The 18,727-nt window shown below is 52.7% G+C and carries 16 protein-coding genes; 2 read left to right on the top strand and 14 right to left on the bottom strand.

Features of this window, described 5'->3' with window-relative positions:
- Window positions 1-223 precede the first annotated feature (223 nt).
- Window positions 224-841: a class I SAM-dependent methyltransferase gene (locus PT964_RS07935; protein ID WP_274362812.1), complete on the top strand. Its 618-nt coding sequence runs from the start codon at window positions 224-226 to the stop codon at window positions 839-841.
- Here the strand turns inward: PT964_RS07935 and PT964_RS07930 are convergent.
- The 11 genes from PT964_RS07930 to PT964_RS07880 all read right to left on the bottom strand — a co-directional run bounded on the left by PT964_RS07930 (window position 831) and on the right by PT964_RS07880 (window position 14,597).
- On the bottom strand, window positions 831-2,507 hold the full coding sequence (locus PT964_RS07930; RefSeq protein WP_274362811.1) for a hypothetical protein: 1,677 nt from the start codon (window positions 2,505-2,507) through the stop codon (window positions 831-833). The genes PT964_RS07935 and PT964_RS07930 overlap by 11 nt on opposite strands.
- Before the next feature lie 4 nt (window positions 2,508-2,511).
- Window positions 2,512-3,378 (bottom strand): ATP-grasp domain-containing protein, encoded by an 867-nt coding sequence (locus PT964_RS07925; RefSeq protein ID WP_274362810.1) that lies wholly within the window; start codon window positions 3,376-3,378, stop codon window positions 2,512-2,514.
- A complete protein-coding gene (locus PT964_RS07920; protein ID WP_274362809.1) occupies window positions 3,379-4,275 on the bottom strand; it encodes an ATP-grasp domain-containing protein in 897 nt (298 codons plus the stop codon).
- Window positions 4,272-4,940, bottom strand: coding sequence for a hypothetical protein (locus tag PT964_RS07915; protein WP_274362808.1), 669 nt, complete (start codon window positions 4,938-4,940; stop codon window positions 4,272-4,274). The genes PT964_RS07920 and PT964_RS07915 overlap by 4 nt, the downstream gene beginning before the upstream one ends.
- 45 nt (window positions 4,941-4,985) lie before the next feature.
- The gene (gene purU / locus PT964_RS07910; RefSeq protein ID WP_274362807.1) at window positions 4,986-5,846 is read right to left on the bottom strand and encodes a formyltetrahydrofolate deformylase; all 861 of its coding nucleotides are present in this window, start codon (window positions 5,844-5,846) and stop codon (window positions 4,986-4,988) included.
- A 414-nt stretch (window positions 5,847-6,260) separates the two neighbouring features.
- Entirely contained in the window at window positions 6,261-8,102 is a 1,842-nt protein-coding gene (locus tag PT964_RS07905) for a glycoside hydrolase family 127 protein (protein WP_274362806.1), read from the bottom strand.
- A gap of 35 nt (window positions 8,103-8,137) precedes the next feature.
- Window positions 8,138-9,025, bottom strand: coding sequence for a carbohydrate ABC transporter permease (locus PT964_RS07900; RefSeq protein ID WP_274362805.1), 888 nt, complete (start codon window positions 9,023-9,025; stop codon window positions 8,138-8,140).
- The gene (locus PT964_RS07895) at window positions 9,022-9,942 is read right to left on the bottom strand and encodes a carbohydrate ABC transporter permease (protein WP_274362804.1); all 921 of its coding nucleotides are present in this window, start codon (window positions 9,940-9,942) and stop codon (window positions 9,022-9,024) included. The genes PT964_RS07900 and PT964_RS07895 overlap by 4 nt, the downstream gene beginning before the upstream one ends.
- Before the next feature lie 76 nt (window positions 9,943-10,018).
- Entirely contained in the window at window positions 10,019-11,431 is a 1,413-nt protein-coding gene (locus PT964_RS07890) for an ABC transporter substrate-binding protein (protein ID WP_274362803.1), read from the bottom strand.
- A 113-nt stretch (window positions 11,432-11,544) separates the two neighbouring features.
- Window positions 11,545-12,819, bottom strand: coding sequence for a response regulator (locus tag PT964_RS07885; RefSeq protein WP_274362802.1), 1,275 nt, complete (start codon window positions 12,817-12,819; stop codon window positions 11,545-11,547).
- The gene (locus PT964_RS07880; RefSeq protein WP_274362801.1) at window positions 12,816-14,597 is read right to left on the bottom strand and encodes a sensor histidine kinase; all 1,782 of its coding nucleotides are present in this window, start codon (window positions 14,595-14,597) and stop codon (window positions 12,816-12,818) included. The genes PT964_RS07885 and PT964_RS07880 overlap by 4 nt, the downstream gene beginning before the upstream one ends.
- Before the next feature lie 155 nt (window positions 14,598-14,752).
- Between PT964_RS07880 and PT964_RS07875 the strand changes: the two genes are divergently transcribed.
- On the top strand, window positions 14,753-15,475 hold the full coding sequence (locus PT964_RS07875) for a response regulator transcription factor (protein ID WP_274362800.1): 723 nt from the start codon (window positions 14,753-14,755) through the stop codon (window positions 15,473-15,475).
- Window positions 15,476-15,497: 22 nt separating this feature from the next.
- Here PT964_RS07875 and PT964_RS07870 read toward each other — a convergent pair whose 3' ends face one another.
- The 3 genes from PT964_RS07870 to PT964_RS07860 are packed head-to-tail and all read right to left on the bottom strand — an operon-like array spanning window position 15,498 to window position 18,719.
- Window positions 15,498-17,378 (bottom strand): SpoIIE family protein phosphatase, encoded by a 1,881-nt coding sequence (locus tag PT964_RS07870; protein WP_274362799.1) that lies wholly within the window; start codon window positions 17,376-17,378, stop codon window positions 15,498-15,500.
- Window positions 17,371-18,327, bottom strand: coding sequence for a sensor histidine kinase (locus tag PT964_RS07865; protein ID WP_274362798.1), 957 nt, complete (start codon window positions 18,325-18,327; stop codon window positions 17,371-17,373). The genes PT964_RS07870 and PT964_RS07865 overlap by 8 nt, the downstream gene beginning before the upstream one ends.
- Window positions 18,324-18,719: a DUF1987 domain-containing protein gene (locus tag PT964_RS07860; protein ID WP_274362797.1), complete on the bottom strand. Its 396-nt coding sequence runs from the start codon at window positions 18,717-18,719 to the stop codon at window positions 18,324-18,326. Before PT964_RS07860 ends, PT964_RS07865 begins: the two co-directional genes overlap by 4 nt.
- Window positions 18,720-18,727: the final 8 nt, after the last annotated feature.

Below are 18,727 nucleotides of genomic sequence, written 5' to 3'. Positions count from 1 at the left end.
CGCGGCGGAACGAATCAGATACGTGGAGGTAAATTGAATGGCAAAAGCAGCCATCGTTTCCCTCACGATTCAATAATAAGTTTCTCTTATAAAGGTAACATAAAACGGCCCGCCGGCTCAAACGAACACGGTCGTCACACGGTAAAATTTTATCTAAAGACAGACGACACCCGATGCGGAATATTGTATATTCAACGTAAGAAGGCAAAAGGCGGGGACGTAAGTGGAGAAGCAGAAGCAAATTCGCATATTCGATAAACAGGCGCGGCAATACGACCGAAGAAGAGAAAATCCGAAGGAAGCGCGCTGGCGGCAGCAGCTGATTCGCCATGCGAAAGGGGAAGTGCTGGAAATTGCGGTAGGTGCGGGCGCCAACTTTCCGTATTACACGCCCGGCGTAAAGGTAACGGCAACGGACTTTAGCGAAGCTATGCTGGAGAAAGCGAAACAGGCGGCTGCGCGCTATCGTTTGGACGCTCAATTCATTCGCGGCGACATGGACGAAATGGATTTCCCCGATCAATCGTTCGATTCGGTCGTGTCCACGTTGTCCATGTGCAGCTACGCCGATCCTCTCACCGTGCTGAAAAAGCTGAACCGGTGGTGCAAGCCGGGCGGAAATATTTTGCTGATGGAGCACGGAATCAGCACGAACGCAGCGGTTTCCGCCGTTCAAAAGACGTTGAACCCTATGTTATACCGCCTATTGGGCTGCCATCATACGCGGGACATTCCAGGGCTGGTACGAGCCGCCGGCATCGACATCGCAGCAACGGAAAGCTATTGGTTCGACATGGTTCATCTCATTTGGGCGAAGCCGAATCATCCGGTTATGTATTGATCTTGTTTCTTTCGTTTGCGAAACCAACGTACAGCGATAAACAGAGTGCGGCGATCACGACGGCTATTTTCCAGGCGTAAGAAATCGAAAACTGCCCAACGGCGAACACAATGCCGATCGTCGGAACGATTTGCGAATGGACGTGCTTCATGAAAATATACCCCGTATCCCGGCGCACCCGGCAGACGCAGTGAATTCCGTTCATTCCGAGCTTATTGCGCATATGGCTCGGAATGCCGATGCACATTTCGAAGTCGGAGTTATTGACGATCGCGTTCGTTTCCTTCATGTTGTCGAAATAATCGGCCTCCACCTCGAGCACCCGGGCTTTGATTTCTTGATTTCGATAGCTGACGATCACGTTGTCCGTATTCTCAATGCCGATCATCCGAAGCATGGTGCTTGTCAGCCTGACGACGTTGCTGCTTTCGTCAACGGAGCATGGCCTGATCGCCTTGAGGCTCATCGTATGATAGCCGATCAGCCACCGAAGCGCGAGCCGCTTCAGCTTACCCGGGAGTGCGGATACGTCGGACGGACGCCGCTTTTCCTCCGGAGCCGGAACCGGCTTTAACATAATCGGTTGATCCGCGGCTTTGTCGAAAATGCTTTTTAATCGCCGCCTCAAATCGAAGGTAAGCGGAGCAACCTTATCGTTCTCGTAGCATTCCCGAAGCAAATCCTTCTCTTCATCCGATAACGAGGAATGCTGCATGAACGTTTTGTAAACTTGCGGCTCGAGCACGGCAGGCGCATCGACATCCAGTAATGCACGGTGCAAATAATGCAAGCGAATCCGATTCTTTGCTTTATCCGGAATTTCCGTCTCTTCCTCCGTTTCCGCCTCGATCTGTTCCCTTGGAATGTCGAGGGAGGAACGCGTGATCCGGTTGTACAGCTCGAACATCGCGGCATTCGGATCCAGTTGACGGAATATATTCTGCGAAACGACGATTTTGTTTTGTTCGATTTTGCTGACCATCTGCGGAATGATCGTGAATCCTTGGGCCGCCTTCGGTATGGAGACAATCACTTCATGGCTGTGGTCTTTCCCTTTTATCCCCAGCGCTTGCTTTAAACCCCTCGTCACAAACATTTGCCCGGGCTTCACGTTCCGGTTTTGCTTTACGATTCCTTCCGCCGCGTGCAAAGAAACCGGATGGATTACGACGACGTAATCGTTCTCCTTGAGCCCGAAGCGGCTCATCTGCTCGGGATTCATGTTGACGCAGCGCTGGATCAAGGTGCTGTGACTGCTCGACTGAACCGGATCGACGGAAACCGGCTCGAATAGGACCCGATTGGAAGATAAGTAGCGGCGAAACAGCTTCAGCGCGCGCACAACCGACCCGATCAGCTCCTCGTCTCCGCCCGTCGCCGGGACTTCGATTTCCAAGCCGCCGTACAATCGTTTTAGCGCAGCATAAAACGGGCCATGCCCCAAGTTCGAACTGTCTGAGAACGCGATTAGACGCCTGTCGACACGGACGACAAGCTCCGGCTTCTCCGGTTCGGCGAACACGCCTTCCATCCTTACTGCCTTGCGCAGCTTGCGTTTAAAAAAGTACCCCCCGCCATAAACGCGAAGGACGGCAAACGGGAGCTCTATTTCAATCGCTTCGTCCGCTGCCGCTGCGCCCCTTGCAGGCTTGATCTGCGGCTCCATCCGATTACACCAGCCTACTGTCATCCAGAATGAATTGTAAGTATTCCCTAACGATATTGATGTCCGTATTGAGCGACAGCGTCCGGCTGCCGACGACGTCCTCGATTTCGTTGAAGACAAGCCGATCGTTGTCGTCAAACATAAAATCGATGCCGGCCATTCCGAACGAAAACAAACCGATGATCCGGTTTACAAGCTCGGTCTCCTCATTCGACAAACGGTACACGGACGATGAGCCGCCTAACGAATAGTTCGCTCTAAAATCTTGCTTCGATTCCCGAACAATCGCCGCAATAATTTTGGTGCCTACGACAAACACCCGTACGTCTTTTCCCGGTTTCATCATTTGCTGCAGTACGAACGCGCCTTCTTGCAATCGATCGATCAGCTGCGTCAGTTCCTCCGGGCCGTCAACCTTATACACCTGGCTGCCCCCTCGACCGGCGACGTCCTTCAGAATCATAGGGAAGGCGAAATCGCCTAAAGCGGCGGGATTGAACTCTTTCTTGCGGATAAAAAGAGTGTCCGGAACCGGGATGCGATGCTGAGCCAAATATTGATAGGTCGCCGCCTTGTTGTTGGCGATTTTCGACACGAACGAATTGTTGTACACCTTCACGCCCATGCTCTCCAGCTGCTCGGTAAAAAGCTCGTCGATATTGCGGACAATGGCGAACTTCGGCACATCGACCGGCTTCCCAAGGTAGGCGACAAACAGCTTGCCGGAGCGGACGCCGAAAGACAGCTGCTCCTTCAGCAGCAGCCGCAAATCGGCATTCAGCGATTCGGCTTCCTCCAGCATCCACGAGATGTAGCTGCGGTTTTTCTCCGCATCCTCTCGGTTATAAATCAACCAACCGTCGGCGTTCATTTAACGGGATAACTCCTCTTTAATATGCGTTAGCATCTTTTGGGCCAAATCGACGCCCGTACAGTCGTAAATATTTTTGAAGTGCGCGTTGGAATTGATTTCGCAGACAATCGGCTCGTCATGCTCGCCAAAGAGCAAATCGACGCCCGCAAAGTCGGCGCCGACGAGCTTGGCGCAGCGGACGGCCACCTCTTTTTGCGCGTCGGTCGGTTCATACGGGAACATGTTGCCCCCTGCCGTCACGTTCGCCCGAAAATCATGCTCGCTCTTGCGCAGCATGGCCGCCTCGACGCGGTCTCCCACAACGTTGAGCCTCACATCCCGGCCGTAGCTGGAACGCACCAGCTCCTGGAACAAGTACGGCTTCGAGCCGAGCTCCCTCGCTTTGCGGATCAGCTGCTCCCGGTCGCCAATGAGATACACCTGCTCGCCGAAGGAGCCGAACGCCTCCTTGATGACCATCGGAAAGCCGAGCTCCTCTGCGATGTACTCGAGGCCCGAAACATCCTCAAGCTCGCAGTTGTCGTATATCATGGGCGGAAGCATCGTTTTGGGGATAGGCATGCCGTGGTCGGCGAGCACTTGGTACGTTCTCGTTTTGTCGTCGCAAATTTCGATTGCCGAGGAGCCGTTGAACAGCTTAAAGCCCATGTTCTCCAGATGCCGCGCCAGCCTTACGTCTTTATCCCAGAAAAAAAAGAAATCCGGCGCATAACCGGCGTACTTGCCCTTCAGAACCGAACGCCCGCCTTCGATCGCGGGAATGAGCTCGTTGTTCCCGATCAACGAGGCGTCGAAACCGAGCTCTTTGGCAGTCCGGGCCAGCCACCGAATTTGATACATGAATTTCTCGCTTTTCAGAGCTCCGTTGTAAACGATGGCACATGTGAGCTTCAAGGCGCTTCCTCCAGTAAATATTCAACGATGCCGCCGAGCGCGGCATAGACGCGATTGAACGATTCGACGCCGTCCGACGTATCCAGCAGCCTCCAATTGATTTCCAGCTGCACGCTCGGAATGCGGCAATGGCGGAACGTGCTGGAGCTGACCGTGTGCGGGTAAGCGGCCGGGAACAAGTGGTCCACCCGGACGGGACCGATCCCGTGCTCCGCAAACAAGCCCGTCATCCGATCCACGATTTCCTGCTTGCCTTCGATGTTATCGCCGTAACCGGTGCCGATATCGATCATGTAATCCCGCTGGGGAGACATAATGTGCAGGTCCAGCAAATAACGGATCGACCGGGTGTCGGACAGCTTCTTGATCGCATCCTTATATGCGCTGCGCTCGTCGAAGTTGGCGTCGTCGCCGTCGTTTCTCGTTTTATAAATAGCATAGCAATCGTATTTTTTCTGCAGCAGCTGCGCCAGCACACCGGTCCGAAACTCCCCCTGCTTCGGCTGGCCGAGGCGGGTTTGAGCGACGCTATGCGGCGCGGAAACGATCATCGGCTGCATCCCTTCGAGCAGAACGTACGATTGCGGAACGTTGAAGCTTTCCTGAACGAAAGGATGCTCCAGCTTAGCTATCGCATCACTGCCGATCCATTCCGTGATCGTCATAGGAACATCCTCCGGTAGGTTTTGTTTGATGCCGTGCGGCAATGATTAATGGAATACGACGGTTTTGTTTTCGTTAATGATGATCCGGTCCTCGGTGTGCCACTTCACGGCTCTGGCAAGCACGATACGTTCGATATGCTTGCCGATATTTTTCAGTTCCTTGGCGCTTTCGTTATGAGTCACGCGTTGAACGTCCTGTTCGATGATCGGTCCCTCGTCCAGCTGATCGTTGACGTAATGCGCCGTTGCGCCGATAATTTTGACGCCGCGCTGGTACGCCCGTTCGTACGGCTTCGCGCCGATGAAAGCCGGCAGGAACGAATGGTGTATATTGATGATTTGGTTCGGGAATTGCTCCACGAAGGTCGGCGTCAAAATTTGCATATATCTTGCAAGCACGATGAAATCGACGTTGCCCTTGAGCAGCTCGATCTGCTTTTTCTCGACTTCCGATTTATTGTCCTTCGTCACCGGCAAGTAGTGGTACGGAATGCCCCACTGCTCCGCCGTCTCTCTGGAATTCTCGTGATTGCTGATAATCATCGGAATTTCGACCGGCAAATCTCCCGACCTCCACTGCCAGAGCAGCTCGAGGAGACAGTGGTCCTCTTTGGATACGAGGATGGCCATCCGCTTCACCTTGTTCGGCAGCGAAAGCTTCCAATCGAACATCACTTCTTTGCTTAAGCTGTCGAGCTTGTCCTCGAGGTCGCCGAGCTTTTCGTCAATATTCGGAATGTCGAATTCAATGCGCATGAAGAACATGCCGTTTACAGGGTCTGTCGTATATTGATCCGACGATACGATATTCGCTCCGTTCATATACAATAAAGTCGTTAATTTCGCTACGATGCCCGGCTTGTCCTGGCAAGAAATAAGCAGAATCGCTCTCGAATTTGTAACCATGGTAACACCCACACCCCAGTATTTATTTGTTTGTATATTATACGGTATTATAAAGCTTTTTCACACGTTTGTGCCATGAAATGAAAGAATAATATGCAAAAATCGACACGGCTCGCCTCAGGCCGGTATCCGAGTCTATAATTCTACTGATTCTGGCCAAAGCGCTCGCTCTTACGGACAAGGATGCAGTTATTCGGCGTTTTGAATGGAGTTTTCTGTTTTAACGGACGCCACCGCAGTTATTTCTTTGAAAAAGGTGGTTTCAGCGCCAAAAATCGAGGTTTAGCGTCTCTGGTGTCCGTTAGCGGAAATTCAGCGGGCAAAATGGTGAAATAACGTCTATGTTGTCCGTTAGAATCTAAAGAAAAAGCCTTTGATCGAGTCGAAACTCGATCAAAGGCTCGCAACCAACGGTTACACCCGGTACAGCGGCACATCCGTATCCTCCTTCAGCCGCATCCAAACAACCATATATCCCGGTTCGCGGTTATCCCAAGCGTAATAAGGCACGGCCTGAAACGCCTTGCCCGAAGCATCTTCTCCGTGGATGACCGTCACTCCCTCCAGCAGTTCCTTACGGTGCTCAACGACGAATTGGCCGCCGTGCGTCAACACAATCTCATCATACGGCTGCTTATTGTCTGCCTCTTCCACGCAATATACGATCGGCCCGCGCTGCAAAGCTACCCGACCCTCATCGGCGATCACCTTCGGGTGTGCGATCACCTTCTCCACAGGCATGTCGAACTCGATTGCAACGGTATCCCCCTGCCTCCACTCTCGCTCCAAATGCACGTAGCCTTTCACCGGAAGCGCCGCGCCGACCGGCTCCCCGTTCAGCCGAATCGTATAATTTCGAACCCAGCCCGGAATTCTCAGCTTCAAAGCAAACTTCCCGCCGCAGTCGCCGCCCACAACCAGCTCCACCCGGCCGTTCCACGGATAGCCGGTTCGCTGGACCAGCACGATCTCCCGCTCCCCAAGCGGGATGCGTCCTTCGCCCTGCACGTACAAATTGACCCACACCGCACCGTCGGACACCGCATACACATAATTTCCGACGGAGGGCAAAAATCTCGCCAGCTGCGTCGGGCAGCAAGAGCAATCGTACCAATGCACGCGGTGGTGCTTTCCTTGCGACGCTAGAGGATTGACGTAAAAAAACTTATCTCCGCTCAAGGACACTCCCGCAAGCGCCCCGTTGTACATCGCCCGCTCCAGCACGTCCACATACTTCGCATCCCCATGCAGCAGATTCATCCGGTGATTCCAATATACCATGCCGACGGAAGCGCACGTTTCGCAATAAGCCGTCTCGTTCGGCAGATCGTAGTCCTCGGTAAAGCCTTCGTTATGCCGGGACGGCCCGATGCCTCCCGTAACGTACATATTGCGGTGCACAGTATGCTCCCACAACGAATCGAGCGCCGTCATGTAGCCCCGATCACCCGTAATCGCGGCAACGTCCGCCATTCCGGTGTACAGATACATCGCCCGCACTGCGTGGCCGACCACTGTTCGCTGCTCCCGAACCGGCATGTGGTCCTGACAGTAAGCAGGCCCCCACTCCGCGCGATCCCAGATTGCGCCCTTCCCATAACCTCTCCCGCGCTCCTCGAGCAAATGCTGCGCGAGGCGCAAATATTTTTCCTCGCCGGTCGCTTGGGCCAGTTTAACGAGCGCAAGCTCGACCTCCTCGTGGCCCTCGACCCAATGACGCTCAGCTTGCCCCGGTCCGAACCGCTCATCGTAATAATCCGCCAGCCGGCATGCGACATCGAGCAGCGTCCGCTTTCCCGTCGCTTCGAAATAAGCGACCGCCGCTTCCATCAGGTGTCCGCCGCAATACATTTCGTGCTTCTCCATATCGGTCCACTTGCTTTCCGGAGCCTTGAGGGTAAAGTACGTCATCAAATACCCATCTTCCTCCTGCGCGGCCGCAATGAGATCGATAATGCGGTCCGCTTCCGCTTCAAGCTCCGCGTTCGGCTCATTCATGAGCGAGTATGCGACACCCTCCAGCACCTTATAAACGTCCGAGTCGTTGAAATAAATGCCTTCGTGCTCCCCATTCATCCGTCTCGCCGCCTTGGCGAAGTTGGCGATTCGCCCGGTGCGTTCGCACTGCTCCAAGCAAGCCTTCAGCGTGGCGGTTTGATTCGCCTTCATTCGCGGCCGCCATAACTCATCCTCGATCTTCACCTTCGAAAAAGGCACCGCGTTCATGCTCCGGTAAACAGACTCCGCAATCTTCATTTCCGTATCCCCATCCTTTCTATACAGTTAAATCGTCAGCCTTTAATCCCCGTTAAAGTAATTCCTTCTATAAAATACCGCTGCGCAACGAAAAACAGCACAATGATCGGAGCGACGATCGCCGTGGATGCCGCCATCAGGTAACCCCACTGCGCGTTATATAAACCGTTGAACGAAGCGAGCCCGATCGCCAGCGTAAATTTCGAGTCGTCGCTTAAATAAATGAGCGGACCGAGAAAATCATTCCACACGCCGATAAACGTAAAGATTCCTACAACAATCAACGCCGGCATTGACAAGGGCAGGACGATCCGAACAAAGACGCCGAACGGACGCGCTCCGTCCATATACGCCGCTTCGTCCAAATCCTTCGGAATCGTAAGAAAAAATTGACGCAGCAAAAAGATGTTGAACGCCCCGCCGCCGAACCACGCCGGGACGGTGAGCGGGACAAACGTATTGATCGCGCCGAGCTGCTTCCACACCATGAAGGTCGGAATCAGCGTCACCGCGTAAGGCAGCATCAGCGTGCTGAGCAGCAGGCCGAAGGCTACATTGCGCCCCGGCCATCGCAATCTGGCGAAGCTGTATCCCGCCATCGCGCTGGTGAGCAGCACCCCTGTAACCACAATCACTTCAATCGTGAGCGTATTGAGAAAATACAGTTCGAACGGGACGATCGTGAGCGCTTCGGTGTAGTTGCTCCATAGGAACGGATTCGGAATCCACTCCGGCGGAAACGTAAAAATTTGCGCCGTGCTCATAAACGAGCTTCGAAGCAGCCACAGAAACGGAAACAGCATGACCGCCGACCCGGCAATCAGAATCAAATACACGATCAATCGGCTGATTTTCAGCGTACCGGATCGGGAACGCGGCGAGCGGCGCCGCAAGGAACGCGAAGCGTACGCGGTATGGCTCATACTCTCCCCTCCCCTTCGTAATACACCCATGAACGCGAGGTGCGGAACACAAGCAGCGTAAGCGCCATAATGATCAGGAACAATACCCAAGCGAGCGCGCACGCATACCCCATCTTCGTTTCGGTGAACGCGGTCCGGTACAGGTAAAAAATATAAAATAACGATGCGTTGTTCGGACCGCCCTGCGTCATAATATACGCTTCAGTGAACGCTTGGAACGTCCCGATAATCGACATGATCAAATTAAAAAAAATGGTCGGAGTCATCGCGGGCAGCGTTACGTTCCACAGCTTCTGCAGCGCGCCGCCTCCGTCCACTTCCACGGCTTCATACAAGTGTGAAGGAACCCCCTGCAAGCCGGCCAGAAAAATTACGACCGCGTTGCCGATCCCCCAGCTGCTCATCAGAATCAACGAAGGGATTACCGTCTGTTGATCGTAAATCCACTGGGAGCCCGGAAGGCCAAGCCCCTTCAGCACCGTATTTAGCAGCCCGAAATCGGGATTGAAAATCCAAAGCCACAGCATCGTGTTGGCGATGCTGGGAACGAGCACCGGAAGGTAGAAAATCGTACGGAACACGGACAAACCTCTCACCTTCTGATTGAGCAGCAGCGCGACCGCGAATGCCAGTATGATGACGAGAGGCACACTTCCCAGTGTGTAATAAGATGTGACGAACAACGATTTGGAGAACAGATCGTCCTCAAGAATCATATGCTTGTAATTCCCGAATCCGATGAACTTGAAGTCTCCCCCGATATTCCAATCGGTAAGCGAAAATACGAACGACGCAACCATCGGCCCGATCGTAAACAAGAGAAACCCAAGCAATGCCGGAAGCGCCAGCAATATTCCCCAGCGGCGCTCCATCCGCTGCACGCCGGACAGTCCCGTACGCGATTTCGCTCTTGGCATCGGTTTTTCCTCCTATCTTCAAAAACGAGAGGGTCCCGCGCCGACCATCATGCAGCGGGCCCTCCGTTCTCTCAAATTATTGTTCCGGGTACCTGCCTTGCAGCAGCGGGTCGATCGTCTTCTTCAGCTCGTCGAGCGTTTCCTTGACCGGCTTGTTGTTCGTCCAAATGTTATCCAAGCCGGCTCCCAGCTTCGGATCGATTTCCGCCCAATTTTTCAGCGTATAAGAAGGGGAGCGCTCCGCATGCTCCAGCGTATAGTCGATCACCGCTTCCTTATATTCCGGAGGATGTGCATCGTTCTTCGTCCACTTGTCGATAAATTGCTGATCCTGGTAGTACTTGAGCTCCAGCGGCATCCACAAGCCTTGCGCATACAAATCGACCTGCTCCGGATCGTTATGGTACATGTAAAACTCGATCGCTTCGTCCGGATGCTTCGTAGTGGAGAAAATAACCGTCGGCGCGCCCAAAATCATCGTCTTCGGCTCTTTCAGCTTCGGCAGCACCCCGATTCCGAAATTCAGCTTGCTGGAAGCGAAGTCGAGAATGCTCCACTGTCCGTCGATCGCCATCGCCACCTTCCGTGTCTGCAGACGGACGCTTGTGGCCGGCAGGTTTTGCTGCTGCGTGGCGTTAGGCGCGACGTAATGCTTATACATAAGGTCTTGCAAATTTTGAAACACTTCGGCCGCTTCCGGGCTGTTCATTATAAACTCGGTGCCGTCCTCGTTCGTAATGTCGCCGCCGTTGCTCTTAAGGAACGGGTACCAGCCGGCCGACCACGTCGGAACCGAGATGCCGAACTGCACGATATTGTCCTTATCAAAGCCGGTATCGAACGGCGTCTTGCCGTTCTTGTCTTTCGTCATGCGCTTGGCGACGTCCACGAACTCATCCCACGTCCATGCGTCTTCCGCATTCGCAGGAGGCGGCTCGATCCCCGCTTCCTCGAACAAATCTTTGTTATAAAACAAATTAATCGTCTCGGCCGCGGTGTTCGTCCCGATCGTCTTGCCCGGCGCGAAGTAATAATACGTTTGCGGTATTCTTTCGGCGAGCTGAGGATGCGCATCCAAATACGGCGTCATGTCCAGCACTTTGCCTTGCTCCGCCCATTTCAAGGCCAAGCTCTCTCCCAAATAGGCCACGTCCGGAAGCTCGTTGCTGGCCATTAACGTATTGATTTTCGTCGTGTAATCTCCTGTAACGTGCTGAGCGTTAATCTTAATATTCGGATGGGATTTCTCGAACGCTTGAACCATTTTTTCAACCGCTTGCTTCTCGAACGCGCTGCCCCAAAACATGAACTTCAGCTCGACCTTTTCATTCGAGGCTTTGGAGTCGGGCTTCGTTTGTTCGCTGCCGTTCCCCGTCCCTGACGGCTCTTCGCCGTCCGCATTGCCCCCTGTCGAGGAACTGCATGCTGCGAGAGTGAAGGTAAGGATCGCGGAAAGCAGCCAAATCAACCAAGCTTTTCGATTGCGCATCTAGTCCATTTCCCCTTTCCCATTAAGAAATCGCTTACAAAACTATTTTGCAAAAATCGCTCCTTCACTCCCATAGAATATTTTCCGACGATCTTGAAATCTTTACGATTTTTTTAATAATACCGCTGCCGATATTCCGAAGGAGGCATTCCGTGGTATTTTTTGAAGGCGATGCTGAAGTAATTGGCGTCGGCGAATCCGACCCGGGCCGCGATTTCGTGCATTTTTAATTCCGGCCGCGCAAACAGCTCCTTCGATTTCTCAAACCGGACTCTCGTTACATACTCGGTCAGCGTTTCTCCGGTCGCTTGTTTAAACAGCGTGCTGACATAGTTGGGGCTCATGTGTAAAAAAGCGGCTATTTTCGGGAGCGTTATGTCTTCGGCCAAATGGTCCCGGATCCACCCTTTCGCTTTCTCCATCGCTTTCATGACCGGCCTGTTCCGATCCGGCTGACCGCCGCTTCCTCCACCGGACCCCGCAACCCGACGCTCAACGGCTTGAATCGCTTCGCGGTACGCCTCCGGCAAATCGGCGGCCTGATCCGCATTCCGGCTTACGCCGATCGTTACCGACATTTTCAAATAATCGCGGTAAGCGTTTTGCAGCCGTTCCGCTTGGGACTTCATCCGCTCCGCGGCATATGCCTTGTCTTCTAACCCGCTAGCTGCGGCAATCGCGATCAGCCTGCTCGGATTCGCCTGCAAAACAATGGAATAGCTCCCAAACGCCTCGAACACTTCTTGAGCAAGCTTCTTATACGCGTACAAATAAAGCTGGCGGTCTCTTTGCGATACTTGATCCATATAGCGATAAAAACCGTCGATTTCTACACACGCAACAGAGAAGTTCGAATGCTGACGGGAGGACATGCCAAGCTCTTCAAGCAAGCTGTCCGCCTCACGCGGAATTCGCCGATTGTGAAGCCAATCCAGGAGAATCCGCTCCGCCGCGGCCGGAGTGAACGCATGCAGCTTCCTCTCCAGCCGGTGAACGTACTCCGCCTTGCTTTTCGCCTCTTCAATACGGTCCATCGCTTTCCGGAGCGCCTCTACCAATTCGCCGTATGAAACCGGCTTGAGCAAATAATCGGAGGCTTGTACGGAAATGGCCGCCTTCGCTTTGTCGAAATCGTCGTACCCGGTCAAAAAGATGATTTGAACGTCCGGGTCGTGCTCGCGGATCGTTCGGGCAACCTCCAAGCCGCTCATTCCCGGCATATTAATATCTAGCAGCAATATTTCCGGAGCCGCTTCCTCGTACACGGCCAAAGCGGACGTTCCGTCCTGCGCTTCCAACACTTCGGCGCCGAGCTCCTTCCACGGAACAAATTCCGCGATGCCGGTACGGATATGGTACTCGTCGTCGGCAATCACAATTTTCATCATGCGTACATCCGCTCCTCTTCCGAAGTCGTAAGGACGGGCAGCGTAATCGTCACGGTAGTGTACAAGCCGTAAACGCTGTCGATCGATACGCCGTACTGCAGTCCGAAACGAAGCCGAATTCGTTCGTTCACGTTTTTAATGCCGTATATGGTGCCGGTGTCCTCGCCGCTAAGCGCAGCCTGCACCTCCTTCAGCCGATCGGGCGGAACGCCTGCCCCGTCGTCCGTAATCCGGAAGATTAGACGTCCCTCTCGGAGCTCTCCGGAAATGAGTATGCTGCCGGGCTCGTCTTTCTTCTTAATTCCATGATAAATGCAGTTCTCGACGACCGGCTGCAAAATAAACTTCGGCACGAAGCAGGACATCGTTTCATCCTCCACCTCGGTGTAAAAATCCAGCTTGTCCTTATAGCGGAATTGCTGCACTTTGACGTACGCTTTGGCATGCTCCAATTCTTCCGCAACCGTAATCATATCGCTTCCTTTTCGTATGGCGAGCCGAAAAAACTTCCCGAGCGAGCCCACGACCTCGCCGATATCGAACTGCTTGCGGGAGATGGCCAGCCAGTGCAGCGATTCCAGCGTGTTGTAAAGAAAGTGCGGATTAATTTGCGCTTGCAGCGCTTCGATTTCCGCTTCCTTGCGCTTAAGCAGAGCGGTATAAACTTCCTTATGTAACGCTTTATTCTCATCTATCATACGAATGTACCGGAAACCGATTTGCCCCACCTCGTCCGAAACGTCAAAATGGCGTTCCGCTTGGGGAAACGGTATGCCGCTTCGAATCATCGCGGACAGCTTCTTCAGCGGCCTTGTAACCGTGTTGCTGATCCATAACGCGAGCAGCCAGCCTATCAGCAGCAAAAGGAGAAACACGACGATCGTAATGCTTCGGATCACTCTGGCGTCGGCGGAAAGCTGAGACGCTTCCATCACATGAGTGAGCCTCCACCCCGTTCGATCATTCACGATCGTTTGCTCGATATATTTTTTGCCCGGCTTCAAGATTTGCGGGTTCGATGAGGGGGGCGACGATTCGGAGAAGGTATGGATTACCGTCCCGTTTACATCGGTAATGAAGTAATCGGAGCCGGTATTTGCTCGAAGAAAAGATAACCCTTCATAAAATTTTTCTTTATCGATTTCAAGCAGAATGAATCCGAGATCCCCGTAATCGCCTGTCATTTTTTTCAGCTTTTTGCCGACGATCATACTGTTGCGCCGAATATGGTTGTTCTGCTCGAGCGTCTCGCCGTCCCTCCAAACGATCGCATCCTGCGCGGACAGCTCCTGCGCCCAACGTTTGGCCAGATAGGGGGTTAAATATATCGACTGCCCGTTTCCGCTGCTGTTATAAAGTCTTTTGTCCACGGGCGCTCCGTAATGGTAAATGATGAATGAGGTGATATAAGGCTTGGAGAGCGTGATGGCGTTCATGATGTCGCGAATGTTCTTCAAATTTCTTACGTAGCGGTAATCTTCGTTCTTAGCGGTCTTTTCCACTTCTTCGTCGGTATTTCCGGTGGTGAGCAGCTGCATGATTTGGGGATTTCCTTGAACGACATTCAACAAGTCGTATAAATCGATGACCATCCGGTCTAAATATAGCCCTCCCATGTCCAAAGACGATTCAGCATTACGGACGGCGTTCTCTTCCAGCTTCATAGCGGAAATATGATACACCGCAAAGCTTAATACGAGCATGGGGGCGACAATTATGATCGTCGTAAGCAAAAAGAACTTGCCCCGAATCGTTCGAAACGTAAACAATTCGCGCATAAGGAGCACCTCTTCTTATCCGGATCCGTAATACCAACATAGATTGCCGGCGCAATATTGTAAAGTCCGCGAAAAATTCGGGATTACAACCGGGCGGCGCCAATGCTACAATCGATACTGTACAATTGTTCTGCTATTCTGGAGGGGCTCACACGATGAAGCAGGAAAAAATTTTAATTCTAGAGGATTCGAAGGAAATACGCGAGCTCATTGCGATTTATTTAAACAAAGAAGGGTTTCAGGTCATTGAAGCGGAAACCGGGTTCGAGGCGTTAAAGCTGTTTGAGACGGAGCAGCCGGATTTGCTGCTGGTCGACATTACCCTGCAAGGAATGGACGGAGCGGCGGTTTGCGCCGAAATCCGCCAATACTCGAATGTGCCCATCATTTTCGTTACTGCGCGGAAAGACAGCGAGGAAATCGTACAAGGCTTGGAGATGGGCGCCGACGATTATATTACGAAGCCGTTCGACCCCGTCGTTCTCGTCGCCCGCGTGAAAGCGAACCTTCGCAGAGCGCCGATTTTCAGCCGTGCTCAACTGTATAAGCAGGAAGATAAGAAAAACCATATTTTGTCTTACGACGGTCTTGAAATTAATACGGAAACGATGGAAGTTCGTTTGCAAGGAACCAAGCTGCTCCTGTCGGCCAAGGAAACGCAGCTGCTGATGTTTCTCGCCAAAAGGCCGGAACAAGTGTTCGCGCAGGAAGAGCTGTATAGGCAAATATGGGGGGCCGAGAGCTACAGCGACACGCGGACCGTATCCGTTCATATCAGCAGCCTCCGCAAAAAACTCGAAAGCAACCCGGAGCTTCCCCAATATATCCATAACGTTCGCGGACTCGGATATAAATTTAGCGCTGCAACCGGCCATTAATGACTTCGGCGCAGCGCCAACTTTACGGATCTTTGGGTCCGACAGCCAACGCCAATACGGTAATATCGTCCCGTTGCGGCTCTTCTCCCATATATAGCTCCAGAGCCGACTCGAACGCTTTTGCCTGATCTTTCAGCGCGCTTCCGCCGCAGCTTCGGACGAGCTCCAGAAATCTCCCTTTTCCATAAGGATAATTTTTTTCCCCTCCGTTTTGATCCAAAAAGCCGTCCGTGGTCATGTAGAGCGTATCCCCCTCATCCAGCCGGAGCTCATGGTTCAGGAACACTGTATTTTCTCCGGACCTGCGGTAACCGATGCTTTTTCGAACGCCGCGAACGACGTGTAGGCCGCCGTCCGAACCGGATCGGAAGTATAAATCCGTCTTCGCTCCTGCAAACAATGCCGGCTTGTCCCGGTAAAATCGAAGCAACCCGATATCAAGCCCGTCGTCCGCAGCGTTGCTTTGTTCGTCCTTCCTCAGCATCCGCTTCACATTCGAGTTTAAAGAATGCAAGATCGCGGCAGGGTCGCTGTTCGAATCGCTTTCGGAAATTTGGTTCAGAATCGATAACGTGATCGATGCCATCAACGCCCCGGGTACGCCGTGGCCCGTGCAATCCCCTACGGCCAGCAAATATCCGTCCGGCAGCGGTTTAACCCAATAAAAATCGCCGCCTACCGTATCTCTTGGTCTCCAAAGCAAAAAATAGTCGTTTAACACGGCTGCAAGACCGTCATGGGAGGGCAGCAGCGACTCTTGGATTTTCTGGGCGTATTCGATGCTGTCTACCAGCTTCCGCTGCTGCTCGAACAGTTCCCGGGTACGTTCTTCCACCTGTCTCTCCAGCTCGCGGTTGATCAGTATCGCTCTTTTATACGGATCGGTAAAATACCGCGATATAAAGAAAAATAGAAACGTTATGGCAAGAATGCTGATCAGCGCTGCGATGACCGTATTGATTTTAATCGTGTCGAGGAACGAAATCGTCTCGCTGCGGCGAATTTGAAACAGGAGCCTCCAATCCGTCGACTGTACCGGGTAGCTGATCAAATCGTACAGGCGATCTCCGCTGTCCGTATATTCCAATACATAAGGATCTTTGGCTTCGCCGCTTGCCAAATGCGTCAAAATATCGGAGCGGACGGCGCTCGGAAGCGAGATGCCGATATCTTTGCCGTACTGGTCGACCCGATTCGTCAAGTGGATTTTGCCGCTTCCGTCAATGAGCCAAATGCCGCTGTCCTTGCCGTATTTCATTCGCTCGAAATCGTCCGCCAGATGGGACAGGCCGAAGCCGACACCGGCGACGCCGATCGGCTGATCCGGCGGCCCGACCAAGGCGTTGATAAAAAAGAACGTATTTCCTCTCGCCTCATTGTAGTCCAAATTCAAAGCGACGGGATTGCCCGATGCGAGCGCATCGTAAAACCACCGGTCAAGCGGCTCCGACTTCGACATCGTTCCGATAATGTCGCCGTTCTCCCCCCAGTAGTGGCCCGTTACCTCGCTGACGATAAAAGAGTTGGTATATCCGTATTCCGTGCGCAGCGAAATGAGCTTCCGCCTTACATGCTCCGTTAGCTGCGGATCCGATTCCCCGTCGTCGATCCATTGAACGATTTCGGGATCGCGCGCGAGCAGCAGCGCCGTCTCCTTCGCCCGCGCGATCGTCCCGTCAATTTTCGCCGCAACGGAATCCGCGATAAATACGAGGTCGTGCTCTTTTAATTTTTTGACGGCTTCGTTTTTCGTAATTTGATATACGATCGTTCCGACCAAAATGATGGAAAATATGATGACAACGCCGGCAAACAAAGCCACTTTCAAGGCGCTCCGGTCTTGTATCGGGTCGGCTGCAAATGCGCCGCCGCCGTGCTCGCCTCGCCTTCCGAGTCTAAGCATCGCTTTGCTTTCTCGGCGCGGCCGCAACCGGAAGCGTAAAAAAGAACGTCGTACCGACGCCCGCTTCGCTTCTCACACCGATCTCTCCTTTATGCTTGATGATGATCTCTTTCGCGATGGCTAAGCCGACGCCCAAGCTCATGCCTATCTGTTGGCCGGGATTGCTCTCGCCTTTGTAAAACCGGTCAAACACGTGAGGGATATCCGCCTCGCTAATGCCGGGGCCGTCGTCGGACACTTGAAATTTGACCATTCGACGGGCCGCGTTTTCCCACTCGACCGTGATTCGGATGTTTCCGCCCTTCGGGCAAAACTTCATTGCATTGTGGACTAAATTGTTCAATACTTGCTCAATACGGACGGGATCCATCCATAATCGGACCGGCGAGTGCCGCGCTAGATCGCCTGCGGGCTCGATTTGAAAAGAAAACCCTCTGCCGGTCACCTCCACCGAATAAATTTGTTCGATGTTTTCCAAAAATGCGGACAGCCCGATCTCTCTTATTTCAATCGGAGACATATTCGCTTCCAGCTTGGACGCTTCGAACAAATCCTCAACCAGCTTGTTTACCAGCAAAATTTTATCGTAAATCATTTGTAGAAACGGTTTTTCCGGTTCGACGACGCCGTCGAGCATCGCCTTTATGTATCCTTGAATCGTCGTCATCGGAGTAAACAGCTCATGCGAAATATCGCTTAAAAACCGGCGCCGCGACGTTTCAATCTTCAGAAGGTGCTCATTCATTGTTGTAATGACGTCTTCCTGCTTCTTTAAGCTTTCTCCTTGAATATCGCTGATCCGGATAATTTTGGCGGAAACTTTAAGCAGCTTTTCATACTGCGCGATCAGCTCCGCATAGACGGCAGGCGCAGGCAAGCCTTGGTTCTCGTGATGCGACAAATCCTGCTTGGCCGATTTCAGCAGCTGGTATTCTTCACGAAAGATCAACAGGATTCTTCCTCTTCTTTTGGAATGACATCAAAGGGAAACGACAGGTCTTCTTTAAATTCCTCGGCACATTCCAATTCGCTCTCATTCTCTTTGTTATAGTACCAATATAAGTGCAGTTTTTGGCCGTCCGCGAAATAGAGGTCGAATTTTTCCAGCAGCGTCATGATGCACTTCGAGCTGCTCGTGTTGATATACGGAAGGCTGAAGCGGATCGACACTTCACCGCCGCCGGCGTTCGCAAAAAATAAGTCCACCCACTCCATTACCGGTTCATAAAATTTAAACGAATTTTCCGGATAAGACTGCCCTTTTAACGACAATGTCATCGTTTCCGGATTAAAATCGACTTCAGGAGTGCTTTTCGTGCCTGGTATAAATAATTTGTCCATTCGGATCC

This window comes from Paenibacillus thermotolerans (assembly GCF_028745515.1).
GTDB classification, from domain to species: domain Bacteria; phylum Bacillota; class Bacilli; order Paenibacillales; family YIM-B00363; genus Paenibacillus_AE; species Paenibacillus_AE thermotolerans.
Note: the sequence above shows the minus strand (reverse complement) of the source record. Positions and strands in the feature narration are given on the sequence as shown.

Coding starts and splice junctions, on each gene's coding strand:
- PT964_RS07930 (WP_274362811.1), bottom strand. CDS start 2,507: ATGGAGCCGCAGATCAAGCCTGCAAGGGGCGCAGCGGCAGCGGACGAA.
- PT964_RS07925 (WP_274362810.1), bottom strand. CDS start 3,378: ATGAACGCCGACGGTTGGTTGATTTATAACCGAGAGGATGCGGAGAAA.
- PT964_RS07915 (WP_274362808.1), bottom strand. CDS start 4,940: ATGACGATCACGGAATGGATCGGCAGTGATGCGATAGCTAAGCTGGAG.
- purU (WP_274362807.1), bottom strand. CDS start 5,846: ATGGTTACAAATTCGAGAGCGATTCTGCTTATTTCTTGCCAGGACAAG.
- PT964_RS07905 (WP_274362806.1), bottom strand. CDS start 8,102: ATGAAGATTGCGGAGTCTGTTTACCGGAGCATGAACGCGGTGCCTTTT.
- PT964_RS07900 (WP_274362805.1), bottom strand. CDS start 9,025: ATGAGCCATACCGCGTACGCTTCGCGTTCCTTGCGGCGCCGCTCGCCG.
- PT964_RS07895 (WP_274362804.1), bottom strand. CDS start 9,942: ATGCCAAGAGCGAAATCGCGTACGGGACTGTCCGGCGTGCAGCGGATG.
- PT964_RS07890 (WP_274362803.1), bottom strand. CDS start 11,431: ATGCGCAATCGAAAAGCTTGGTTGATTTGGCTGCTTTCCGCGATCCTT.
- PT964_RS07885 (WP_274362802.1), bottom strand. CDS start 12,819: ATGATGAAAATTGTGATTGCCGACGACGAGTACCATATCCGTACCGGC.
- PT964_RS07880 (WP_274362801.1), bottom strand. CDS start 14,597: ATGCGCGAATTGTTTACGTTTCGAACGATTCGGGGCAAGTTCTTTTTG.
- PT964_RS07875 (WP_274362800.1), top strand. CDS start 14,753: ATGAAGCAGGAAAAAATTTTAATTCTAGAGGATTCGAAGGAAATACGC.
- PT964_RS07870 (WP_274362799.1), bottom strand. CDS start 17,378: ATGCTTAGACTCGGAAGGCGAGGCGAGCACGGCGGCGGCGCATTTGCA.
- PT964_RS07860 (WP_274362797.1), bottom strand. CDS start 18,719: ATGGACAAATTATTTATACCAGGCACGAAAAGCACTCCTGAAGTCGAT.